Genomic DNA, 22,129 nt, shown 5'->3' on the forward strand with positions numbered 1-22,129 from the left:
GCACCCCGCTACGACGTCGGCAAAACCGTCAAACGCCCCGAGACCCTCAAGGCCATCGGCAGACCTGGCCGATCTTGGTAGATAAAGAACAAGCTAACCCCAGGGCAAGCCCACCCGACCCGGCCCGCAGCCCGACCCCAAACACAACAAAACCCAGGTCAGAATCAATCCAACCTGGGGTCTGAATAGAGCCGCCTTCGGGATTCGAACCCGAGACCTACGCATTACGAGACCATGAGTGATCGTGTTGCATGGTGCCTCGTCGTGCTGCGTGGTGACGTTCTTCCTGATCAGAGCAGGTGCAGCAGGTTGACTCGTACCACCCCGTGATGCACCGTCCAAAGGCGTCTGTCCACCGTCTGTCCACCGGTGGGGCTCTCACCGGCCCGCCAGCGAGACTGCCTCTGGGCTGCCAACGATGCTGTCGACCGGCCGGAGAGACGACCGGAGGTCACTGTGGATCCCCACAAACCATCCACCAGCGGGTTCCTCCACGCAAGTCTCCCCAACGGCACGTCATTCCAGCCGCTACCTGCACAGTCCTGGCGCGGACATGTTCCGCCAGAGTTGCCGTCGGATGCTGGTCGAACCAGCCCCGGCCGCCGATGTCGAGTCGGTGCCGGGCGCTGCGCCGTGTTCGTCGACGAGGTCGACCAGGGCAACGTTTGACCGTGCTGCATCCCGCACGATCAGCATCGGTGTACAGCTGCCAGCCATACGACCAGGCCCCTGGCGACTGCATATCGCCTACACTGCTGCCAAAATGTAGGCATTTTCCGCTCGCTGCCTGTCGTAGCTGCCGCCGCAGGGTAGTCCTTCGCCCCGGGTGGAGGTCCCGGACCGGCGTCCGGGCGACCAGCTGGTGGTTCTCCCGTCCATAGCTCGTTCGTCCAGCAGTAGGTCGGCCTCACGACGATCGCCGGGGAGCTCGTCGTACGTGCTCCCCGGCGATCGCCGTTGTCCGGAAGGTCAGGAGGAGAGACCTCGCCTGCGCAGACGTTCCGCGAGCGGTACCTGCCCCGGGGGCCTGAGGATGAACTTGTTCTTCATCTCGTCGAAGGCATCCAGATAGCAGGACACACGGTCTCCCACCTGGTAGTTGTCGTCGTCGTCGATGTAGAGGACATCGATGAGGCCGTCCCGTGACAGGCCCAGGTCCACGATGACCCCCCAGGGGAAGACGGCCGTGGCCTCTCCCTCGACGACGCTCCCCACGAGGCGCATCTCGGCCTCGGGTACCTCAGGGTTGGTCATAGCTCGTCCATCACTCTCAGCGGATATGAGTTGAGGAGACCGAGCATCTCCTTGGGGATTCCGACCTCGGCGCGTGGAACGCCGTTGTGCGAACCGACGAACTTCTCGAAATGCTGGTCGAAGTCGGCCCTGGGGATCTTGATCTCCACGACCGTCCCATCGTAGGGACCACGCCCCGCGTAGTCCTCCGCGACGCCCAGCCCCTTGTCGCCCAGGCCGAAGTAGGCGTGGCCGTCCGGGTTCTGGCCCTTGCGGCCAGGGTAGTCCTCGGGCTTGAAGCCCTCCTCCTCGATCTTCTTGGTCTTTCCCTTGTATGGAGCCTTGTAGATGTAGACGTTGTCCGGATCGTTGTCCTTCTTCGGCCTCGCGGGCTTGTCGGCGTCCGCCTTCTCGCTTTTCTTCGGGCCGTCGGCCTTCTTGGTCGGCGGAGCCGGCTTGGGCTTGGCCGGCGGAGCCGGCTTGGGCGGCGGCTTGGGCTTGGGAGTGGACGGCGGCGTCACGTTCTCGGCGTTCTTGACCGCGTCCTTCGTCTTGTCGGCCGCCTTGACGGTGTCCGTCGCCGCGTCGACCGCGTCCACGGCCTTGTCGACGTACCGCGCGCCCTTCCCCGCCGTGGCCGCGTAGCCCGCGATGGGGATCGCCGAGGCGTAGGACAGGCCCGCGTCGATGTAGTTGCCCTCGGCCGTGTACCAGACGCCGTTGAGGAGGTCGGCGGGCTCGCCGAAGACCGGGACCAGGCCCACGACGTCGAGGGCACCGTGACCGATCGGGCTGATCCAGGACTCGCCCCAGTACAGACCCGTCGGGTCCGGGAAGGCCAGCGGGTTGTTGCGGCCGTACGCGTAGGCGTTGAGGTGCTGTGGGTCCGCGAGGTTGAGCTTCGGGTCCACGGAGACGAAGCGGCCCGCGGCCGGGTCGTACGCGCGAGCGCCGAGCTGGATCAGGCCGGTCGTCGCGTCGGCCGTGCCGCCGACGAAGGACTTGTCGCCGGGCCACGCGCCCGCCGCCGGCTTGACTCCCCGTACCTCGCCGAAGGGCAGGGTGCGGCGCTGGGTGATCGCCGAGTCCGCCGCCTTGACAGCGATTTCCGCGGTGCCGTTCTGGCCGCCGACCAGCCAGGTCACGCCAGCCGACGTCCGCACGGCGATCTTCTTGCCGCCGTGCGAGTAGTAGCGCGTGCCCGACAGGGAGTTCTTCGCTGTGTCGAGGCGGATCTCCTGGCTGCCCAGGTACAGCGTGACGGCGCCCTTCTCCTTGCGGAGCAGGCGTCCGCCCGAGGCGTCGTACACGTACGAGGTCTTGTTCGCCTCGTCCAGGTTGTCACCGGACAAGTACGGGGTGACGGCGCTAAGGCGGCCCTCCTCGTCCCAGTCCAGCTTCTGGTCGACCGCCGGAGAGAGGTCCGTCGCCGCCTTCGTACGGCGGATGGTGTTCCCCGCCTCGTCATACGTGAAGGACTGAGCCGCCGTCACCTCCTTCGCCGACGAGCCCGACGTGGCCGTGCGGACCTCCGCCGACTTCAGGGCGTGGGCGTGAGGACCGCCCTTGATGTCCTGGGCCTTCGGCACGTACGTCGTCGTCTGCGTGACCGCTGCGTCCCCGGTCGTGCCGGTGGCGTGGCGGACCTCGCCGATGCGGTTGCCCGCCGCGTCGTACGTGTAGGAGTGCCGGTACGGTGCCGGGCCGCCGACGGTCGCCTCACCGGCGCTCGGCGCGCAGGTGGTCGCCGCCTGGGTCCAGGCCTCGGTCAGGCGGCGCAGGTAGTCGTATGTGAAGCACTGGACGTCCGCCTGCTTGCCCTCGGGGGTGTCGGCGATCTTCTGGATGTTGCCGGTGGCGTCGTAGCCGTAGGTGATGTCGGAGTCCGGGGTCTTGACGATCTCCCGGTCGATGCGAGCGCGCTCCAGGCGCCGAGTGCCCTCCTCATAGGTGTTGGTGAGCCAGGTGTACTTGTCCGCGCTGGCCGTGCCCAGCGTCAGCTGGAGCATCTCGCCGTAGTTGGAGTAGCGGGTCTCGCGGGCGTAGTCGGTGGTGTCGCCCAGGGTGAAGGACGGCAGACCGGTCGCCGTGTAGCCGGTGGTGATGGTCTCCGCGGGGAGGCCACCGGCTGCCGGGAGGCCGACGTCGTCGATCGAGCCGTCCGGCTTGTACGACGCCGTAGCCGTGTACGTCCCGGCCAGCTTGCCCTCGGAGGCCGGGATGGTCACCGAGGTCTTCGTCGGTCGGCCCGCCACGTCGTACGCGTCGACCGACGAGGTGTAGCCGTTGTCCCCCACCCACTTCGTGGCCGAGGTCAGACGCCCCTTGCCGTTCGGGACGGTCGCGCTGTCGTACTCCCACGTCGTCAGCTTCTTGTCGCCGTTGTACAGCGAACGCTGACGGCCCAGCTTGTCGTAGTTGAAGGTGAGGGTGATCTCGCGCTGGTTGCGGACCGTCTTGACCTGGTCGAGGTCGTTGTACGTCATCCACGTCGTGCCCGCGTCCGGGTCGACCGACTTGGTCTGACGGCCGCGCACGTCGTAGCCGAACGACCAGAGGTTGCCCGACGTGTCCTTGACCTCGGTGAGCCGACCCGCCGTGTCGTAGTCGTACGAGGTCGTGTCCGCCGCGCCCGTGGGTGACGAGGCCTTGAACTCCAGGACCTTGGTCGTCTGCCCCTGCGCGTCGGTGTACGTCGCGGTCGGCGTGGCTCCGGCCGGTGGATCGACCGTCGTATGGTCGCCGTGGTACGCGGTCTTGGTGCGCCACTTCTCGGTGCCGGCCACGCGGAAGATCGAGTCGGTCGCCCGGCCCGCCGCGTCGTAGACCGTCTCCGTCTCCCGAGGCGTCCCCTCGGAGGCGTCGACGACGTTCACGAACGTCGTGCCGACGGCCGCCTTGTTGTAGAAGGGGCCGATCTCCTTCACCGCCAGGCCGCGGGTGTCGTACTCGGTGGTGGTGATGACACGGCCCGAGTTCGCCGAGGGGGTCTGGGTCTGGCGGGGGCGCAGCAGACCGTCGGAGAGCTGGTGGCTGGTGGCCACCGAGCCGTTCGGCAGCAGGGACTTGGTGGTGGTGACCACCGGCGCGTTGTTGCGGATCAGGTAGGCGTATTCGAGGCTCGGTGTGTCCGTCGCTTTGGCGCGGCCCGGGAGCCAGACCTTCAGCAGACGGCCGAGGGCGTCGTACTCCAGGTCGGTGCGCTGCTTGTTGGCGTCGACCGTGGCGGTGACCAGGCCCCAACGGCGGTCGACCGTCGAGGTCGTGGTGTTGCCGAGCGGATCCTCGACCTTCATGCCCGTGACCGGGCCGCCGGTCGTCGGCGTGTACGTCGTCTTCGTCGCGTTGCCCGCCTGATCGGCGGACTCGATGACACGGCCGTGCACGTCGTACTTGGCCGTGGACGTCGTCACGTACTGCGGGGTGCCGTCGGCCGTGTAGCCCTTGACCTTCTCGCTGCGGACCACGTCGCCCTTGGTGGGCGTGGTGCCGTAGGTGTCGCGGTCGTCGTACCAGGTGCGGACGTCGGAGATCGCCTCGCCATTGAAGGACGTGGGCGCGCCGTCGTCGCAGTTCACGGGTACGACGGTGACGCGCCTCAGCAGGGTCAGCAGGTTGACGTCGGTGTTGCGGTTGTACGCGTTCGTCGTGCAGGTGTCGTCGTCCTCGACCGCCAGGTCGCCGGAGTCTGAGGAGCGGACCAGCATGCCGTACGAGTCGTAGAAGTGCTCGATGGCGGCGCGGCGGACCTTGCCGTCGTCGAGGGCAGTGCGAGTCTTCGTCGACTTGACGGCCGCGAAGGAGGCCTCGTCCTTGCCCTCCGTCGCGGTGGGCTCGGACTTCCACGGGGTGCTCACCGAACCGGTGATCTCCGTGTCGCCGTTGAAGCTGCGCTGCTCCACGACGAAGCCCTGGTGGCGGGCGTCGTCGCGGATCTTAGTGCCGTCGGAGGCGGTGACCGTGACGGACTTGGTACCGCCGGACTCCTTCTCCCGGTCGCCGTCCATGCCCTGGAGGTACGTGGTCTCCGTGCGGAGCTGCTTGCTGCCCGCCTCACCGGTCTTCATCGTGACCGAGCGGAAGCCGCGCCACTGGTTCCAGGTCTTCTTCTTGGTCTTGACCAGCTCGCTGTCGTCGAAGGCCCAGGCAGCGCCCGAGTAGTCGTAGGACGTGACCTTGTTCGGGCCGGTGACGGTGACCTCGTCCTCGATCACCGTGTCGACGACGAACTTGTGGAACCAGTCCTCCTTCTCCCCGACCGTGCCCTCCTTCGACCAGAAGGACGGCATGCAGCGCTTGGTGTTCGTCTCGGGGGTCGGGAGGTTCGACGGGGTGCACTCGGTCGGCTTGTAGTTGACCGAGATCGTGCCTCCGGTCTCCGACTGGATCGCCCGGATACGCCACTTGTACATCGGCAGGCGGTCGTCGGAGGCGGTGTCGACGCGGTTGGCGTCCTGGCGTTCGTAGAAGGTGACCTTCGGGAGCTTGTTGGCTCCGTCCTTGCCGGAGTGGGTGACCGACTCCAGCCACAGGGCCGGGGCGTGCGTGGTGTCGGCGCTCTGGTACTTGTGCGCCAGGTCCCACTCGTCGACGTCCCCGTACGTCTTGCCGTCGGAGCCCAGGACCTGCGTGGTGACCTTCGCGAGCCGCTTGCGGGAGAAGAAGGTCGGGGACCACTGGTCCTTGCACTCGGTGTCGGAGGTGCAGATCTGCTCGAACGGCACGTCCGGCCAGCGCTTGGCGGTGGATTCCTTCAGGTCGGCCGGCTCGCAGTCGGCGGCGGCGCCGGTGCAGCGCTCGGCGACGTCGAAGACGACCTGCGAGGGCGCGGTGGTCGTGTTCTCCTTGCCCGTCTGCTCCCCGTACTCGATCCTCTTGAGGTAGCCGCCGCGGTCGTAGGAGACCACCTTGTCGCCGCGCACGCTGTCGTACTTGTTGGTCTCGGTGCCGTAGTAGTACGTCATCGAGTTGCCGTGCACGTCGACGACGTAGTCGAGGTTCCAGCGCCAGGCCTGCTGGCAGCGGGAGTCCTTGAAGGTGTCGGCGTGGCAGGGCTCGTCCTTGTCGTCGCCGAAGACCGGGACCTCGAAGGTGGCGCCGGTGCCCTCGGTGTCGGCGGCCTCCGACTCGCGCTTGCCCTTGCCGAAGTGGTAGCGGGTGCCGTCGGTGGTGGTGACGACCCAGTACTCGTCGTTGTTGTCGGAGTTGAAGCCGTCGTACTTACGCTCGATCCGGGTGCCGTCGTCCTGCTTCAGCCGCCACTCGTTCTCGCCCTTCTTGACCAGCTCACCGGCCCGGCCGCCGAAGTTCATGGTGGCGTTGTCGGAGTGCCAGCACAGGTCGTACTTCTGCGACCCGGCCTCGTCGTGACCGTCCTCCGTGCAGGAGCGGTACGAGCGCTCGATGTAGCCGGCGCTCAGGTCGAAGCCCTCGCCGACCCAGGAGGTCTGGTTGTTGCTGGAGGCCGTACGGCCGTCCGTGGATGCCGAGTTGTAGCCGAGGCCCAGCTGCGGGGAGGGCCCCGCGACGGCTGGCGGGACACGCAGCGGGTACTGCCAGGTGAAGCCGCCGGTCTGGCCGGCGACCTGCCAGGAAGCCGAGGGGGCCAGCGAGGTCGCGGCGTACGACCCCGAACCGCCCGCAGGTCCGGCGGCGACCGCCAGCAGCGGAGCCTTGGCAGCGGACAGCGCCGCCACATCGGCGGTGAGCCGCTGGTCACGGACGTCGTTGTCGGTCTTCAGCGGGGTGACGCTCTGGCACTTGGCCGCCTTGGGCGTGGTCAGCGCGCAGGCGGGAAGTTCGACCAGGCGCAGTCGCTGGGCCCAGTCGCCGCCGTAGGCCTGGGCGAAGGCGGCGTAGTCGACCTCGACGGAGACCTTGCCGTTCGTGGTGCGGCTGTCGGCACGGGTCACCTTGAGCAACAGGCCGTCGATGCCCGCCTTCTGGGCGGCGGCGTGACTGAGGACATCCACCTTGGCGCGGGTGGGCGTGGCGGCCGCCATCGTGGAACGGGCCATGCCTTTGGGCGGGCCGACACGGACCGGGAGCGAGCCCGCCTTGGCGCTCGACAGCGCGCTCCGCTTCTTGGAGCCCGCGAGATCGACCGTCGCGCTGCCCGCCTTCGGCCAGGTGGCCTTGAGGTCCAGCGGTTTCCCGTACCCCTTGGTGTGCTTGAGCGGGGTGGCCGTGCCGTCCTCTTCGACGACCGGGGTGGAGGCGACGTCCTGGGTCTTGGGCCGCCGCTTCTCCCGGGCCTCGTCGGGGTCGTCGCCGAGGGCCGGGGTGCCCTGGAGCAGGGTGATGGTCAGGGCTGATGTGAGGGTGACACCGAGGGCTTTGGCCCAGGGGTGTGTTCTGTGTCTGCGAGATGCGCGCACGCGCGCTCCCCCTCCCGTATGGGTGTGGAAAGTGCCCGGGTGCCCGATGGTCCGGGCACCCGGGTGGACGGCTCTGGTCAGGAGTCGTCAGCGGTTGTCAGACGTCGTGAGACGTCATCAGAGGTCGTCAGTTGTTCGCGAGCCGGAAGATCTCCGTCCCCGAGAGCAGGCCGGGGACGAGACGGACGTCGTCGATGTCACCGGCGAAGGGGTCGGACCAGTCGGCGCCGTACTGGGCGCGGCCGATGTTGAGGCCCTTGGAGGCGTTCCAGACGTCGGTGACGGTGGCGCTGCCCTGCTCCTCGCCGTCGACGAAGAGCGTGAACCTGCGGGCCGCCGGGTCGTACGTACCGGCCAGGTGAACCCACTTGTTCACGGTCGCGGGCCGCTCGCTCGCCGCCATGGCGCGTACGAGGTCGGAGTCCGCCGTATCGCTGATGTGCCGGCCGAAGATCCAGCGCTTGTAGGCGGTGGAGTAGTAGAGGTTGAAGCCGTTGCCCTGGCTTCCTGCCTGGCTGATCACCGAGATGTTCTGGTCCAGCTTCGTGGGCCGCACCCACGCCGAGACGGTGAACGCCTGGCCGGTGTGGACAGCGGACACGGCGGTGGCGTGGTCGGTGGTGCCGTTGAAGCGCAGCGCCTTGTCGGCCGGGTCGCCTGCGGAGTTGTTGCCCGCAACCCAGTCGGCGCCCTTCACGGTCAGCGTCCGGTCGTGGCCGGATGTGTCGAGGGCGGTGGTGCCGGAGGTCTGGTCGAGGCCGTAGACGGCGGCGGCGCAGGTGTCGGCGAGGACGTCGGCGCAGGCGCGGTCAACGGTGAAGAAGTACTTCTCCAGCGGGCCCCGGTTGCCGGCCCGGTCGACGCTGCGGGCGTAGAGCACGTTCGGGCCGAAGGTGCTCGGCGCGACCTCGATGATCGCGTTGCCGCCGAGGGTGGCCGGCTCCGCCTTGCGGGTGGGGGTGTCGTTGCCGAGGTCCCACTCGTAGAACTCGACGTCGTTCTTGAAGACCGAGTCGGAGTTGCCGTTGGCGGAGAGGGTGAAGTGCCGCTTGGTGCCCGCCGGCAGGTCGGCCTCGCTCGCCACCGGTTCGACGCGCGGCTTGGTGTCGGGCCGCTCCACGTCCACCACGAACTCGCACCAGTCGGACCACTCGGAGTACCCGGAGTCCTTGAGCTTGCCGGTGGAACCGTCGTAGGTCTGGGCGTGCCACTTGTAGCCGTGGCCGTGCTTCAGCTCCCTGACAGGGATCCCCCGCTCGAACCTGCCCTCGTTCTGCGGTCCGTCCTTGCCCTCGTAGACCATGGGACGGCCGTCGACCTGGTCCCAGACCCGGAAGGTCGCGGTGAGGTTCTGGCCGGTGCCGTCGGTGTGGGAGTCGGCGTCCGTGCCGGTGACGGACATGGCCGGGGTCGCGTCCCGGATCCACGGCCGCTTGGTGTTGTCGGTCGTGCAGGTCTTCTCCTCCGGGTTGCTCAGCTTCTCCCCGGTGGGCTTGTTCGGACGGGTGTTGTACGTGACGACGAGCTTGGCGTTGTCACCCCGGAACCGCTTCCAGGAGTTCGGGTCGCCCTCGTCGGCGGCCCGCAGCGAGAAGGCGATCGGGTCCTCGCCGGCGGCCTTCTTGCGGACGGAGGAGGTGAGGTTCTCGTTGCTCTCCTCGGCGTTGTCCGCGAAGTCGACCCAACTGGGCGGCGCGTCCGGGCTGCAGCTGTCACCCCGACCGTAGGCGACGGTCTTGTCGACCATCAGGTCGCCGTCCTTGGGCCTGTTGTTCCAGTTGGTGGCGGAGTCGACACCGCCCTCGGCGACCATGTGCAGGTTCACGGTGCTCTTGGAGCAGGAGAAGGAGAACGTCTCGTAGACCTCGAAGACCGCCTTGGAGATCGTCCGGTTCTTCCAGCCCTTCGTGGCGAACTGGAAATACATCCGGTTCGTGTACGGCGAGCCGCTGCACACGTAATAGATGCCGCCGATGGTGTCGGCCGAGCAGCGGCCGACACCCTCGTCCTTCTTGAACTTGTGGAACTCGGTGCTCGGGTTGGCGCTGGACACGTACAGCCACTCGCTCTTGGACATACCGGCCTCGGGGTCGATGTAGACCGGGAAGTCGGTGTCGGCGGCGGTGAGCAGGGCGCGGTCGGGCTCGACGGTGACAGCGGACGGGGACACGTCGAGGGCCATGTCGGCGACCTTGGCCGCAGCGTCCGGCGCCTCCTGCGGCGGGGTCTGGGACCCGGAGGCGGGCACAGCGTCCGCCGGGACCTCGTCGCCGGAGTCTGCGGAGTCCCACATCTTGGGCGCCTGGCCGCCGAAGACCCGCTCGCCGGAGGCGTCCACGGCCTGGAGACCACCGGTCGGTCCGGTGGACAGGTCGAGGCCCTCCGCCCGTACGGGCAGCCGCAGTTCGGCCAGCTCAGAGCTACGGGCCGCCTCCGGCGTCTTGACCTCCAGGACGTACGAGTAGCCGGTGACGGAGGCACTGGCCAGCAGATCCACGCCGGGGAGCACCTCGCGGTACTCGGCGGTGTCCCCGGACAGGACCGGCTCGGGCAGCGGTGTGGGCCAGCTCAGTGTGAAGGACTTGCCCTCCTCGCCGAGTGTGACGAAGTCGGACGAGCCGGCCTTCGCGAAGGTGAGGTCGACGACGGCGGCCTTGGGACCGACCGTGCCGTCCGGGCGGCGTTCGAGGGTCGCGTCGGCCTTCTCCCAGCTGCCGTCGGGACGCTCCACCCGCTGCGGCTGGACACTGGTCTCGCTGGTCAACGAGCCGTCCGGGTTGGCGAAGACGAGCTCGTCCTCGGTACGCTGCTGAATGATCTCCACTGGTTCGCCGGTCTCAGCGGCCAGTGCGAACGCGCCTGCCTCGGTCGAGGCAGGCGGTGTGCTGCCGGCCGCGGTGGCCGGACCGGTGACGGCGGGCAACGAGCCCAGGACGACGGCGCCGCCAAGCAGCACGCCGAGCGTCCGGGCAGCACGAAGCCCCCGAAACCAAGGGTTGGTCATACCCTTGTCCCCCTCCAGGCTCTCCCCAGAGCCCGCTACGAAATTGATGTGGCCATGCCGTACAGCAGTGGCCAAAGAAACGTATGGGACTCCCTTTACCGGATCAAGGGCATTCCGAGACTGAACCGCCCCACAACCCTCCACCGCACGCACCGCCCATGCCCATGAGCAGCCCTTGGCGCGGGAGCAAGCACGCGGCGGATACAACGGATTCGCCCACTTCGGCCGGACCGTGGCCGGAGAGCCGACGCACCGGCACGATGGAGCCAACGCTGGCCTCGCGCACGCTGCGCACAACCCATCGCTGTCAGGCTGGGGCCAACGTTGCCTCCGGAGGACGTTCCCGGACGGCTGACCTTCATCATCCGCTTCGACGCGAAGGACGTGCGCCCCTCCTGCCAAAGGTCGTCGACGCGGTGGCCCGCCAAGGTTCGGCACGGACTGGCGCAGGACCAGCACAGCATGTGCGGGCGCCTCCGGCTCCTTGCGCAGCTCGAACTGGAACGGCCACTACGAGCCCGAGGACGCTATCCCTCATACGACGGCATCGCAGACGGGTAGCTGACCGTGTCCGACCTGAAATTGTCCAGACCTGACAGTCCCGCTGCTTCCGTCGCCGCATCGAAGGCGATCGCATTTTCACCCGTCGGTCCAGGTGCAACCGCAGGCTGCTGATGGAGCGTCAGGCGCACCTGTCCACCGGTTGTCCACCGAACCTCATCGCGCCTGCCTGACCCACCCCTCCCGGATGAGCAAAAGACCAGTTCAGAGGCTCAGGCCGTCTGCACGGTCACAGAAACGAAACCCCCGACCCACGCATTACGATGCACAGACCCCAGAGGCGCTACTTGGGTCAATTCCAAGGTCACCCAAAACAAGAAACCCCAGGTCAAAGGCTTGACCTGGGGTTCACCATGGAGCCGCCTTCGGGATTCGAACCCGAGACCTACGCATTACGAGTGCGTTGCTCTGGCCATCTGAGCTAAGGCGGCGCGCTGTCCGCACTATGGTGCGATCAGCAACGTCGGTAAGTCTACACAGTTTCGAAGGTGCTCCGAACCAGGGGCCGGAGCACCCCGGAGGCGGGCCCGGGCCTGGCGTCGGGGCGCCGCGTGATCAGGATGCTGAGCAGCGCTTTCCGTCGGTCGGGGGTGTGCCGCGGAGGAGGTAGGCGTTGATCGCGGAGTCGACGCAGGCGCTGCCTCGGCCGTAGGCGGTGTGGCCGTCGCCGTCGTAGGTGAGGAGGCGGGCGGAGGAGAGCTGGGAGGCGAGGGCCCGGGCCCAGCGGTAGGGGGTGGCGGGGTCCCGCGTGGTGCCGACGACGACGATCGGGGCGGCGCCCTTCGCCTCGATACGGTGCGGCCCGCCCGTCGCCCTCACCGGCCAGTACGCGCAGTTCAGGGAGGCCCACGCGAGGGCCCGGCCGAAGACCGGGGAGGCCTTCTCGAAGTCGGGGAGGGCCCGTTCGACCTCGTCGGGGGTGTTGAAGGCGGCCGGGAGGTCGAGGCAGTTCACGGCGGCGTTGGCGTACATCAGGTTGGAGTAGGTGCCGTCGGGGTCGCGTTCGAAGTAGCTGTCCGAGAGGGCGAGCAGACCGGCGCCGTCGTCCTTCTTGACCGCCTCGGTGAGCGCCTGGCGCAGTCGGGGCCAGGCACCCTCGTCGTACATCGCCGCGATCACGCCCGTCGTGGCCAGGGACTCGCCGAGCCGCCGGCCGTCGCCGTCACCGGTCGGGAGCGGCCGGGCGTCCAGCCGCTCGAAGAGCGCGCGCAGATTCTCGGCGACCTGCGCGGGCGTACGCCCCAGCACGCAGTCCTTCCGGCCCACACAGTCCTTCGCGAAGGCCTGGAAGGCCGTCTCGAAGCCCGCCGTCTGCTCGCGGTTGAGCCGGTGGGCGGGCAGCGACGGGTCCAGCGCGCCGTCCAGCACCAGCCGACCGACCCGCTTCGGGAACAGTCCCGCGTACGTCGCCCCCAGGAACGTCCCGTACGAGGCGCCGACATATGTCAGCTTCTCGTCGCCCAGCACGGCCCGCAGGATGTCCATGTCCCGGGCCGCCTCGACCGTGGAGACATGCCGCAGCAGCTTCGGCGCCCGCTCCCCGCACCCCTCCGCGAACCGCTTGTACGCCGCGACCAGCTCGGCCCTCTCCCCCGTGTCGTCCGGGGTGAGGTCGGTCTGCGTGTACGTGTCCATCTGGCGTCCGGTGAGACATTCGACCGGCTCGCTGCCGGCCACGCCTCGCGGGTCGACGGCCACCATGTCGTACCGCGCCCGCACCTCGGCCGGGTAGCCGATGCCCGCGTACCCCTGCACATACCCGACCGCCGACCCGCCGGGCCCGCCCGGATTGACCAGCAACGAGCCGAGCCGCTTGCCCGGCCCGGTCGCCTTCTTCCGCGAGACGGCCAGCCTGATGTCGCCCTCGCCCGGCTTCGCGTAGTCGAGGGGGGCCTTCATCGTGGCGCACTGGAAACCGGGGGTCGCGCAGTCGCGCCACCTCAGCTTCTGCCCGTAGTACGGGGTCAGCGGCGACGGCGTCGCCCGGGGGAGCGCGCCGAGGGCGGGCCCCCCGTCCGCCACCTTGGCCGCCGTACTGGGGCCGCCGGAGGAGCAGCCCGCGACGAGCAGCGTGGCGGCAGCGAGCAACACGCCGCCGGACCGCAGGGACCGATGCGGCCGGGAAGTACGCCTGATGTACATCTCGCGAGCGTAACCAGAACCACTCAATCGATCACGAACAGCAACGAATGCTCCTCGTACGAGTGACACAGTCAACCGAACGCCCCGCCACCTACCGCACCCCGTGACGTCACGCACCTACCGCACCCGTGGCGTCACCCCGCCCGCAGCGCCATCGTCATCGCCTCCACGGCCAGCAGGGGCGACACGTTCCGCTCCAGCGCCTCCCTGCAGGCCGCGATCGCGTCGATCCGCCGCAGGGTCGCCTCCGGCGTGCCACCCCGGGCCATCCGCTCCAGGTTGTCCCGCACCTCGGCATTGGCGAGCGCGACCCGCGATCCCAGCTGCAGGACCAGAACGTCCCGGTAGAACCCGGTGAGCTCGGTCAGAGCGAGGTCCAGGCTGTCCCGCTGCGCCCGCGTGCGCCGCCGCTTCTGCTTGTCCTCCAGGTCCTTCATCACGCCGGCCGTGCCGCGCGGCATACGCCCGCCCTGCGCGGCGCCCATCGCCGCCTTGAGCTCCTCGGTCTCCTTGGTGTCGACCTCTTCGGCGAGCTGCTTCGACTCCTCCGAAGCGGCGTCCACCAACTCCTGCGCGGCCTTGAGACACCCCCCGATGTCCTCCACCCGCAGCGGCAGCTTCAGTACGGCGGCCCGCCGCTCCCGGGCCCGTGGATCGGTGGCCAGTCGCCGAGCCCGCTCGATGTGCCCCTGAGTGGCCCGAGCGGCCACCGCGGCCGCCTCCGGCTCGATGCCCTCGCGCCGTACGAGCATGTCCGCCACCGCGTCCACCGACGGTGTGAGCAGTCCGACGTGCCGGCAGCGCGACCGGATCGTCGGCAGCACGTCCTCCAGCGACGGCGCGCACAGCAGCCACACCGTCCGGGGGGCGGGCTCCTCCACGGCCTTCAACACCGCGTTGGCCGACTTCTCGTTCAACCGCTCGGCGTCCTCGACCAGGATCACCTGCCACCGGCCGTTCGCCGGCGACGTGAACGACTTCCGCACCGTGTCCCGCATGTCGTCGGCGAGGATCTGTGTGCCCACCGCCGCCACGGTGCTGACGTCCGCGTGCGTCCCCACCAGCGCCGTATGGCATCCGTCGCAGAACCCGCACCCCGGGCTTCCGCCGAGCGCCCGGTCCGGGCTCACGCACTGCAACGCCGCCGCGAACGCCCGCGCCGCCGTCGCCCGCCCCGACCCCGGCGGCCCCGTGAACAGCCACGCGTGCGTCATCTTCGACGCCTCCGGAGGCGCGGTTCTCATCGTCGCCGCCGTGACGATCGCGTCGGCGTCCCGAGCAGCCGCGTCGAGCTGCTCGCTCAGCCGCTCCTGCCCCACCAGGTCGTCCCACACGGCCATGACCCACCACCCTCCGTCCCACAAGACCTCTCCGCGCCCCATTGTGCGCGACCCCACCGACAACGCGGCCCGCCGGACACCTCCGCCCCACCCGACCCCGCGCCGCAGCCACCTGGGACGAGGTGAGGCGGGGTGAGGAGGGCCGAGGTGAGGCGGAATGAGGCGCGGTGGAATGAGGCGCGGTGGAATGGCCCGGGACGAGGGACTTGGGACGAGGGGCTTGGGCGGAAAGCCGAGGCCGGAGTGCGAGGTCAGCTCGACGGCGCGCCTGCTGGGGGGCGCCCCCAGCAGGACGCACCAGCCGACCTCACCCCACCGGCACCCCACCGGCTCCTCAGCGGCGCCGCCGACCCCAGCCCCGCCCCTCGTCCGCGTCGTCCTCGCCGCGCGGACCCAACAGCTCGTCCGCCAGCGTGGGCAGGTCGTCCAGCGGGGTCTCCTCGGCCCAGTCCGACCTAGGCCGGCGCCTCGGCACCCCTTCCTCGTCGACCTGCGGAAGCTCCCGCGTCCGGCCCTCCCCATCGGGCTCGGGCCGGGCCGGCCGCTCGTCCCGGAAGTACCCCGGCGGCACCCGGTCCTCCCGCACCGGCGGCAGCACAGCCGTCTCATCGGCCGCCCCCGACGGCCCGTCCGAAGGCACATCCCCAGGCGCGTCCGAAGACGCACCCGAAGGCACGGCGAACGATGCCTCCGACGGCACCTGCGGCAACACCGCCGTCTCATCCTCCGCGGCCCCACCCGAAGGCGGCACCGGCGGCTTGGGCAACTTCGCCGTCGTCTCGGAGTCCGCCCCGCTCGACGAACCGGACCCACCCGGCGAACCGGACCAACCACCCGACGAGCGAGTCCCACCCCGCGCCCCGGACCCGCCCGGCCCGTCCCCCCGCACCGGCGGCAGCACGGCCGTCTCGTCCACAGGCCCACCGGACGCGTTCGTCGGCGTCACCACCGGCGTGGGCACAGTGATCGCGTCGTCCGTCGAAGCCTCAGCGGAGTGCGCGGTCCCGGTCCCCCGCCCAGCCGCCGCGGCCCGCTCCGCCTCAGCGCGAGCGTCCCGCTGGGCGACCTCGGCCCGGTCAGCCGCGGCCGTCCGCTCGGCGGCAGCGCGCTCGGCCGCGGCCCGTTCCGCGGCAACCCGCTCCGCCTCGACCCGAGCCGCCCGCTCGGCCTCCGCCGCGGCGGCCACCCGCCGGGCCTCCTCGGCGCGGAGCAACGCCTCCTCGGCCTTCCGCTGCTTCTCCAGACGGATGGCCTCCGCCTCGGCCCGCAACCGCTGCTCCTCCGCGGCCTGCTTACGGCGTCGTTCCTCCTCGACCCGTCGCCGCTCCTCCTCCTCGGCCCGGGCCTTCTCCTCCGCGAGGAGCCGCGCCTGCTCCTCCTCGGCACGGCGACGCGCCTCCTCGGCCCGCTGCCGGGCCTCCTCCGCCTGCCGCTCCGCCTCGCGCCGCTGAGCCTCCTCCAGCTCGCGCCGCTTGCGCTCCTCCTCCTCGGCACGCAGCCGGGCGAGCTCCTCCTGGCGCTCGCGCTCCAGCCGCTCCTCCTCGGCCTTGCGCGCGGCCTCTTCCTCGGCCTTGCGCCGCGCTTCCTCCTCGGCCTTGCGCCGGGCCTCCTCCTGCGCCTTCACCTCGGCCTCGGACAGCGGCAGCATCACATCGAGCCGGGCCCGGACCACCGTGGTCACCGCCTCGGGGTCCTGCGCGGCGTCGACCACCAGATAGCGCCCGGCATCCGCGGCGGCGAGCGTCAGGAACCCCGCCCGCACGCGCTCGTGGAACTCGGCCGGCTCGGACTCCAACCGGTCCGGCGCCTCGGTGAACCGCTCCCGCGCCGCCTCGGGCGACACATCCAGCAGCACCGTCAGATGAGGTACGAGCCCGTCGGTCGCCCAGCGCGAGATCCGGGCGATCTCCGTCGGGGAAAGGTCCCGCCCGGCTCCCTGATAGGCCACGGACGAGTCGATGTACCGGTCGGAGATGACGATCGCGCCCCGCTCCAGCGCGGGCCGCACCACGGTGTCCACATGCTCGGCGCGATCCGCCGCGTACAGCAGCGCCTCGGCCCGGTGCGACAACCCGGCACTCGACACGTCCAGCAGGATCGACCGCAGCCGCTTGCCCACCGGCGTGGCTCCCGGCTCCCGCGTCACTACGACCTCGTGGCCCTTGGCCCGGATCCATTCGGCGAGCGCCTCGACCTGAGTGGACTTCCCGGCCCCGTCACCGCCCTCCAGAGCGATGAAGAACCCGGTCTCGGCGGGCGCCTGAACCGGATCGTCCCCCTTCAGCAGCGCGTCCCGGAGATCCTTCCGCAGCGGCACCCCGGACCGGTCGTCGACCTTGGCGAGCACCAGCGCGGCCACCGGCAGCAGCAACGCCCCCACCAGCATCAGCGTGAACGCCGCGCCTCCGTGCGCGAACACGAACTTGCCGCTCTCCAGCCGGTGCGGCCCGATGACGGCGGCGACCAGCGGAGCGACGAGCACCGCCAACGCCACGAACACCCGTACGACGGCGTGGAGATGCTCGGTGGTCCGCGCCCGCCGGAAGTCCTCGGCCTCCAGGTCGAGCAGCGTGTGCCCGGTGTTCGCGGCGATGCCCGCACCGACACCGGCCAGTCCCAGGATCAACAGCACACTCGTGACATCCGGGGTCAGCCCGGCGGCGAGCAGCGCGACACCGGTGAAGGCGATCGCGAGAGCGAGCAGCCGGCGCCGGGACAGCGAGGGCAGCACGGACGGCGCCCGACGGATCCCGATGACCACACCGCTCGTCAGCGCGCCGACGAACAGCCCGTACATCACCGGCCCGCCGCCCAGGTCCTTGGCGTGCAGCACGGCGACGGCGACCACCGCGGCGACCGCGCCGGCCACCGCGCCGCACGCGGGCACCAGAAGCGGGATCGCACCCGTACGTCCCTTGTCCACACCGGTGCCGGTCTTGGGCCGGCGCAGCCCCTCCAGCGGCGACCGCGCGCGCGGGGTGCGCGTCCTGGGCAGTTCGAGGAAGGTCACCAGGGACAGCGAGGCGGCGAAGAGCCCGGCGGCGACGTACGAGGCGAGCGCCGCCTGGTGCTGTCCGAACCAGTCGATGCCCGCGCCCAGCAGATTGTTGAGCAGGGACGCGACGACGAGGACGGCGGCCGCGAGGGGCACGGCGACGAAGGTCGTGCGCAGTGCCAGGCGTCGCAGCGCGTCCATGTGGTCCGGCAGCGGCCGTACGGTCGCACCCTCCGGCGGCGGCGCGGGCAGCAGCGCGGGCGCCGCGCTCTCCCGGCAGACCGTCCAGAACCGCTCGGCGACCCCGGCGACGAACACGGTGACCAGCAGCACCGCGAGCGCGTTGTCCGGGGTCCAGTCGATCCACAGGGGCGCGACGATCAGCAGCAGGACCCGCACCCCGTCCGCGCCGACCATGGTCCAGCGGCGGTCGAGCGGCCCCTCCCGCGAGGTCAGCGCGGTGAGCGGCCCGAGGAGTACGGCGCCGAAGAGCAGTGTCGCGAGGGCGCGCGTGCCGAAGACGGCCGCCACGGTGAGCGCCACGCCCCGGTATCCGCCCCCGAAGGCGGCTTCGGCGATCGCCACCTGGAAAGCGAGGAGCACCAGCACGAAGAGAGCGAGCACATCGCCCACTCCGCCCACGAGCTGTGCGCCCCACAACCGTTTCAGCTGTGGCCGTCGCAGCAGCGCCCGGACGGCGCGCTCCCTGGAATCGGCCGCCAGGGCGTCATCGGAGGCCGGGTGGTGGGCCGTCGGCTGCTCGGCTCGCATCATGCTTTCAGCCTATCGGCACCCACCGACACCCCGAAGCAGCGCCCGAACGCACGCCCGCCCCAGCGCCAAGTCACACAAAACCCGCACACATTCGGCAACCCAAAAGCGAAGCTTCCAGCCACCGCCCAGCACCAGCGCACCCATAGGGGCGCGAGGAACTGCGCGACACGAGCACGTCCTTAGGGCGCAAGGAACTGCGCGACACGAGCGCGCCCTTAGGGGCGCGGGGAACTGCGCGACCAGCCACACCCAACCAGCAGCCGCACCATCACCCGCACCCCCGAGCTACTAGGCGCCGTCCCCCGAAGCCGCCGCCTTCTTCGCAGCCACCTTCTTCGCAGGAGCCGCCTTCTTCGCGGCGGCGGTCTTCGAAGTCGCCGTCTTCTTCGCGGCGGTCTTCTTGGCCGGCGCGGCCTTCTTCGCGGCGGTCTTGGTCGCCGTCTTCTTCGCGGGCGCCTTCTTCGCCGTCTTCTTGGCGGGAGCCTTCGCCCGCTTCTCCGCGAGCAGCTCGAACCCACGCTCGGGCGTGATGGTCTCCACACTGTCCCCGGACCGCAGCGTCGCGTTGGTCTCGCCGTCGGTGACGTACGGCCCGAAGCGGCCGTCCTTCACCACGACCGGCTTCGCGCTGACCGGGTCCTCGCCGAGCTCCTTCAGCGGAGGCTTGGCGGCGGCCCGCCCGCGCTGCTTGGGCTGGGCGTAGATCGCCAGCGCCTCTTCGAGGGTGATCGTGAAGAGCTGGTCCTCGGTCTGCAGCGACCGCGAGTCCGTGCCCTTCTTCAGATACGGGCCGTACCGGCCGTTCTGCGCGGTGATCTCCTGGCCCTCGGCGTCGGCTCCGACGACCCTCGGCAGGGACATCAGTTTCAGCGCGTCGGCCAGCGTCACCGTGTCCAGGGACATCGACTTGAACAGCGAGGCCGTACGCGGCTTGACCGCGTTCTTGCCGGTCTTCGGGGTGCCCTCGGGGAGCACCTCGGTGACGTACGGGCCGTAGCGGCCGTCGCGGGCGATGATCTGGTGGCCCGTCGCCGGGTCGGCGCCCAGCTCGAAGTCACCGCTCGGCTTGGCGAGCAGCTCCTCCGCGAACTCGACGCTCAGCTCGTCGGGTGCCAGGTCCTCTGGCACGTCGGCCCGCTGGTGGCCCTCGGCGTCCTTCTCGCCCCGCTCGACGTACGGGCCGTAGCGCCCGACGCGGAGCACGATGCCGTCGCCGACGGGGAAGGACGAGACCTCGCGGGCGTCGATCGCGCCCAGGTCGGTGACCAGTTCCTTCAGTCCGCCGAGGTGGTCGCCGTCGCCGTTGCCCGCCTCGGCCGCCGCCGTGCCGTTCGAGCCCGGGCCCTCGCCGAAGTAGAAGCGCTTGAGCCACGGCACCGCCTGGGCTTCGCCACGTGCGATGCGGTCGAGGTCGTCCTCCATCTTGGCGGTGAAGTCGTAGTCGACGAGCCGGCCGAAGTGCTTCTCCAGGAGGTTGACCACGGCGAAGCTCAGGAAGGACGGCACCAGGGCCGTGCCCTTCTTGAACACATAGCCCCGGTCGAGGATCGTGCCGATGATCGACGCGTACGTCGACGGGCGGCCGATCTCACGCTCTTCGAGCTCCTTGACCAGCGACGCCTCGGTGTAGCGGGCCGGGGGCTTGGTGGCGTGCCCGTCGACCGTGATCTCCTCGGCGGAGAGCGCGTCACCCTCGCTGACCTGCGGCAGCCTGCGCTCGCGGTCGTCCAGCTCGGCGTTCGGGTCGTCGGCGCCCTCGACATAGGCCTTGAGGAAGCCGTGGAAGGTGATCGTCTTGCCGGAGGCGCTGAACTCGGCGTCCCGGCCGTCGGAGGCGGTGCCGCCGATCTTCACCGTGACGCTGTTGCCGACCGCGTCCTTCATCTGGGAGGCGACCGTCCGCTTCCAGATCAGCTCGTAGAGCTTGAACTGGTCGCCGGTCAGACCGGTCTCGGCGGGCGTGCGGAAACGATCACCCGAGGGTCGGATCGCCTCGTGCGCCTCCTGCGCGTTCTTGACCTTCCCGGCGTACGTACGCGGCTGGGCCGGCAGGTAGTCGGCGCCGTACAGCTGTGTGACCTGGGCGCGGGCGGCGGACACGGCGGTGTCGCTGAGCGTCGTGGAGTCCGTACGCATATAGGTGATGAAGCCGTTCTCGTACAGCTTCTGTGCCACCTGCATCGTCGCCTTGGCCCCGAAGCCGAGCTTGCGCGAGGCCTCCTGCTGGAGCGTGGTCGTACGGAAGGGGGCGTACGGCGAGCGGCGGTACGGCTTGGACTCGACGGAGCGGACCGCGAACCGGGTGTTCTCCAGGGCGGCGGCCAGCGCGCGGGCATTGGCCTCGTCCAGGTGCAGGATGTTCGCGCTCTTGAGCTGCCCGAGCGAGTCGAAGTCGCGGCCCTGGGCGACCCGGCGGCCGTCCACGGACTGCAGGCGGGCGACCAGGGACGACGGGTCGGAGGCGTCGCCGGCGCGGCCGGTCGCGAAGGTGCCGGTCAGGTCCCAGTACTCGGCCGAGCGGAAGGCGATCCGCTCGCGCTCCCGCTCCACGACGAGCCGGGTCGCGACGGACTGGACGCGGCCCGCCGACAGCCGCGGCATGACCTTCTTCCACAGGACCGGCGAGACCTCGTAGCCGTAGAGGCGGTCGAGGATGCGGCGGGTCTCCTGGGCGTCGACCAGCTTCTGGTTCAGCTCGCGGGGGTTGGCGACGGCGGCCTGGATCGCGGCCTTGGTGATCTCGTGGAAGACCATCCGCTTGACCGGGACCTTGGGCTTGAGGACCTCCTGGAGGTGCCAGGCGATGGCCTCGCCCTCGCGGTCCTCATCGGTGGCGAGGAAGAGCTCGTCGGATTCCTTCAGCAGATCCTTGAGCTTCCTGACCTGTGCCTTCTTGTCCGCGTTGACCACATAGATGGGCGCGAAGTCATGCTCGACGTCCACGCCGAGGCGGCGCACCTCGCCGGTGTACTGCTCGGGCACCTCCGCGGCGCCGTTGGGAAGGTCGCGGATGTGCCCCACGCTCGCCTCGACGATGTAGCCGGGGCCGAGATAGCCCTTGATCGTCTTCGCCTTGGCAGGCGACTCGACAATGACGAGTCGGCGGCCGCCCTTCGCGGTCTCGCTGGTCGGGGACAACTTCGCTCTTCTCTCCGGTCGACGCTGGGTTTCCCCAGGCTTGCGTCCCGGGGGCGGGCACCCCCGGAGGCCGTTGCCTCGCACGGGGCTCGGCGGTTGGCCCGGGGATCGGGTCATGCTGACGCTGCGGAGTGTGACGGTACATCCCGCCCCCGTGTCAAACGGGAAAAGCCCGCAACGGCCACTCGAACGGTAACCCGACTACCGCCATTCCTGCCGCCCGGCGTGTGGGGCGATGCGTTCGGGGCCGATACGGAGGGTCACTTACCGGTTACCGTGCCCGCTCCCCGGCGCCTGCTCCCCGCCCCGCTCAGAGCTGCGCGAAGCACCACGCGCCGAGCGCGAGGGCGGTGACCGCGACGACGCTCGCGAGTGTCGCCGACATCACGGGACGCACCCCCTGGGCGACCGGCTCGCCCCGGCGCAGCCGCCTCGCGGTCCACAGCAGCAGCCCGCCCCCGAACAGGGCGAACACCACCCCCACGAAGATCGCCGGTCCGCTCTCCATGTCCCGTCCTCCCAGCCCTCGCCACCCCGCGACGGGAGGCTGGCACGGACGGGAAGC

At 70.0% G+C, this 22,129-nt stretch carries 8 protein-coding genes and 1 tRNA gene; all 9 read right to left on the minus strand.

Going from position 1 to position 22,129, the window contains the following annotated elements; genetic code table 11:
- Positions 1-969: 969 nt before the first annotated feature.
- The 9 genes from ABT147_RS43795 to ABT147_RS43835 all read right to left on the minus strand — a co-directional run bounded on the left by ABT147_RS43795 (position 970) and on the right by ABT147_RS43835 (position 22,072).
- Positions 970-1,254 carry a S1 RNA-binding domain-containing protein gene (locus tag ABT147_RS43795; RefSeq protein ID WP_351417376.1) on the minus strand — a complete coding sequence of 95 codons (285 nt, stop codon included), beginning with the start codon at positions 1,252-1,254 and terminating at the stop codon, positions 970-972.
- A complete protein-coding gene (locus tag ABT147_RS43800; RefSeq protein ID WP_351417378.1) occupies positions 1,251-7,610 on the minus strand; it encodes an RHS repeat-associated core domain-containing protein in 6,360 nt (2,119 codons plus the stop codon). Before ABT147_RS43800 ends, ABT147_RS43795 begins: the two co-directional genes overlap by 4 nt.
- A gap of 127 nt (positions 7,611-7,737) precedes the next feature.
- Positions 7,738-10,566 (minus strand): LamG-like jellyroll fold domain-containing protein, encoded by a 2,829-nt coding sequence (locus ABT147_RS43805; RefSeq protein WP_351417380.1) that lies wholly within the window; start codon positions 10,564-10,566, stop codon positions 7,738-7,740.
- A 963-nt stretch (positions 10,567-11,529) separates the two neighbouring features.
- A tRNA-Thr gene (locus tag ABT147_RS43810) sits at positions 11,530-11,606 on the minus strand.
- Between the two features lie 124 nt (positions 11,607-11,730).
- Entirely contained in the window at positions 11,731-13,317 is a 1,587-nt protein-coding gene (locus ABT147_RS43815; protein ID WP_351417382.1) for an alpha/beta hydrolase, read from the minus strand.
- A gap of 134 nt (positions 13,318-13,451) precedes the next feature.
- The gene (locus ABT147_RS43820) at positions 13,452-14,657 is read right to left on the minus strand and encodes a DNA polymerase III subunit delta' (protein ID WP_351417383.1); all 1,206 of its coding nucleotides are present in this window, start codon (positions 14,655-14,657) and stop codon (positions 13,452-13,454) included.
- Between the two features lie 334 nt (positions 14,658-14,991).
- Complete coding sequence (tmk, locus tag ABT147_RS43825; protein ID WP_351417386.1) at positions 14,992-18,426, minus strand: dTMP kinase; 3,435 nt, start codon at positions 18,424-18,426, stop codon at positions 14,992-14,994.
- 288 nt (positions 18,427-18,714) lie between these two features.
- Complete coding sequence (gene topA, locus ABT147_RS43830) at positions 18,715-21,564, minus strand: type I DNA topoisomerase (protein WP_351417388.1); 2,850 nt, start codon at positions 21,562-21,564, stop codon at positions 18,715-18,717.
- A gap of 310 nt (positions 21,565-21,874) precedes the next feature.
- Positions 21,875-22,072, minus strand: a complete 198-nt coding sequence (locus ABT147_RS43835; protein ID WP_351417390.1) for a hypothetical protein — start codon at positions 22,070-22,072, stop codon at positions 21,875-21,877.
- Between the last annotated feature and the right edge of the window lie 57 nt (positions 22,073-22,129).

This window comes from Streptomyces sp. NPDC001868, assembly GCF_040297125.1.
Lineage (GTDB): Bacteria > Actinomycetota > Actinomycetes > Streptomycetales > Streptomycetaceae > Streptomyces.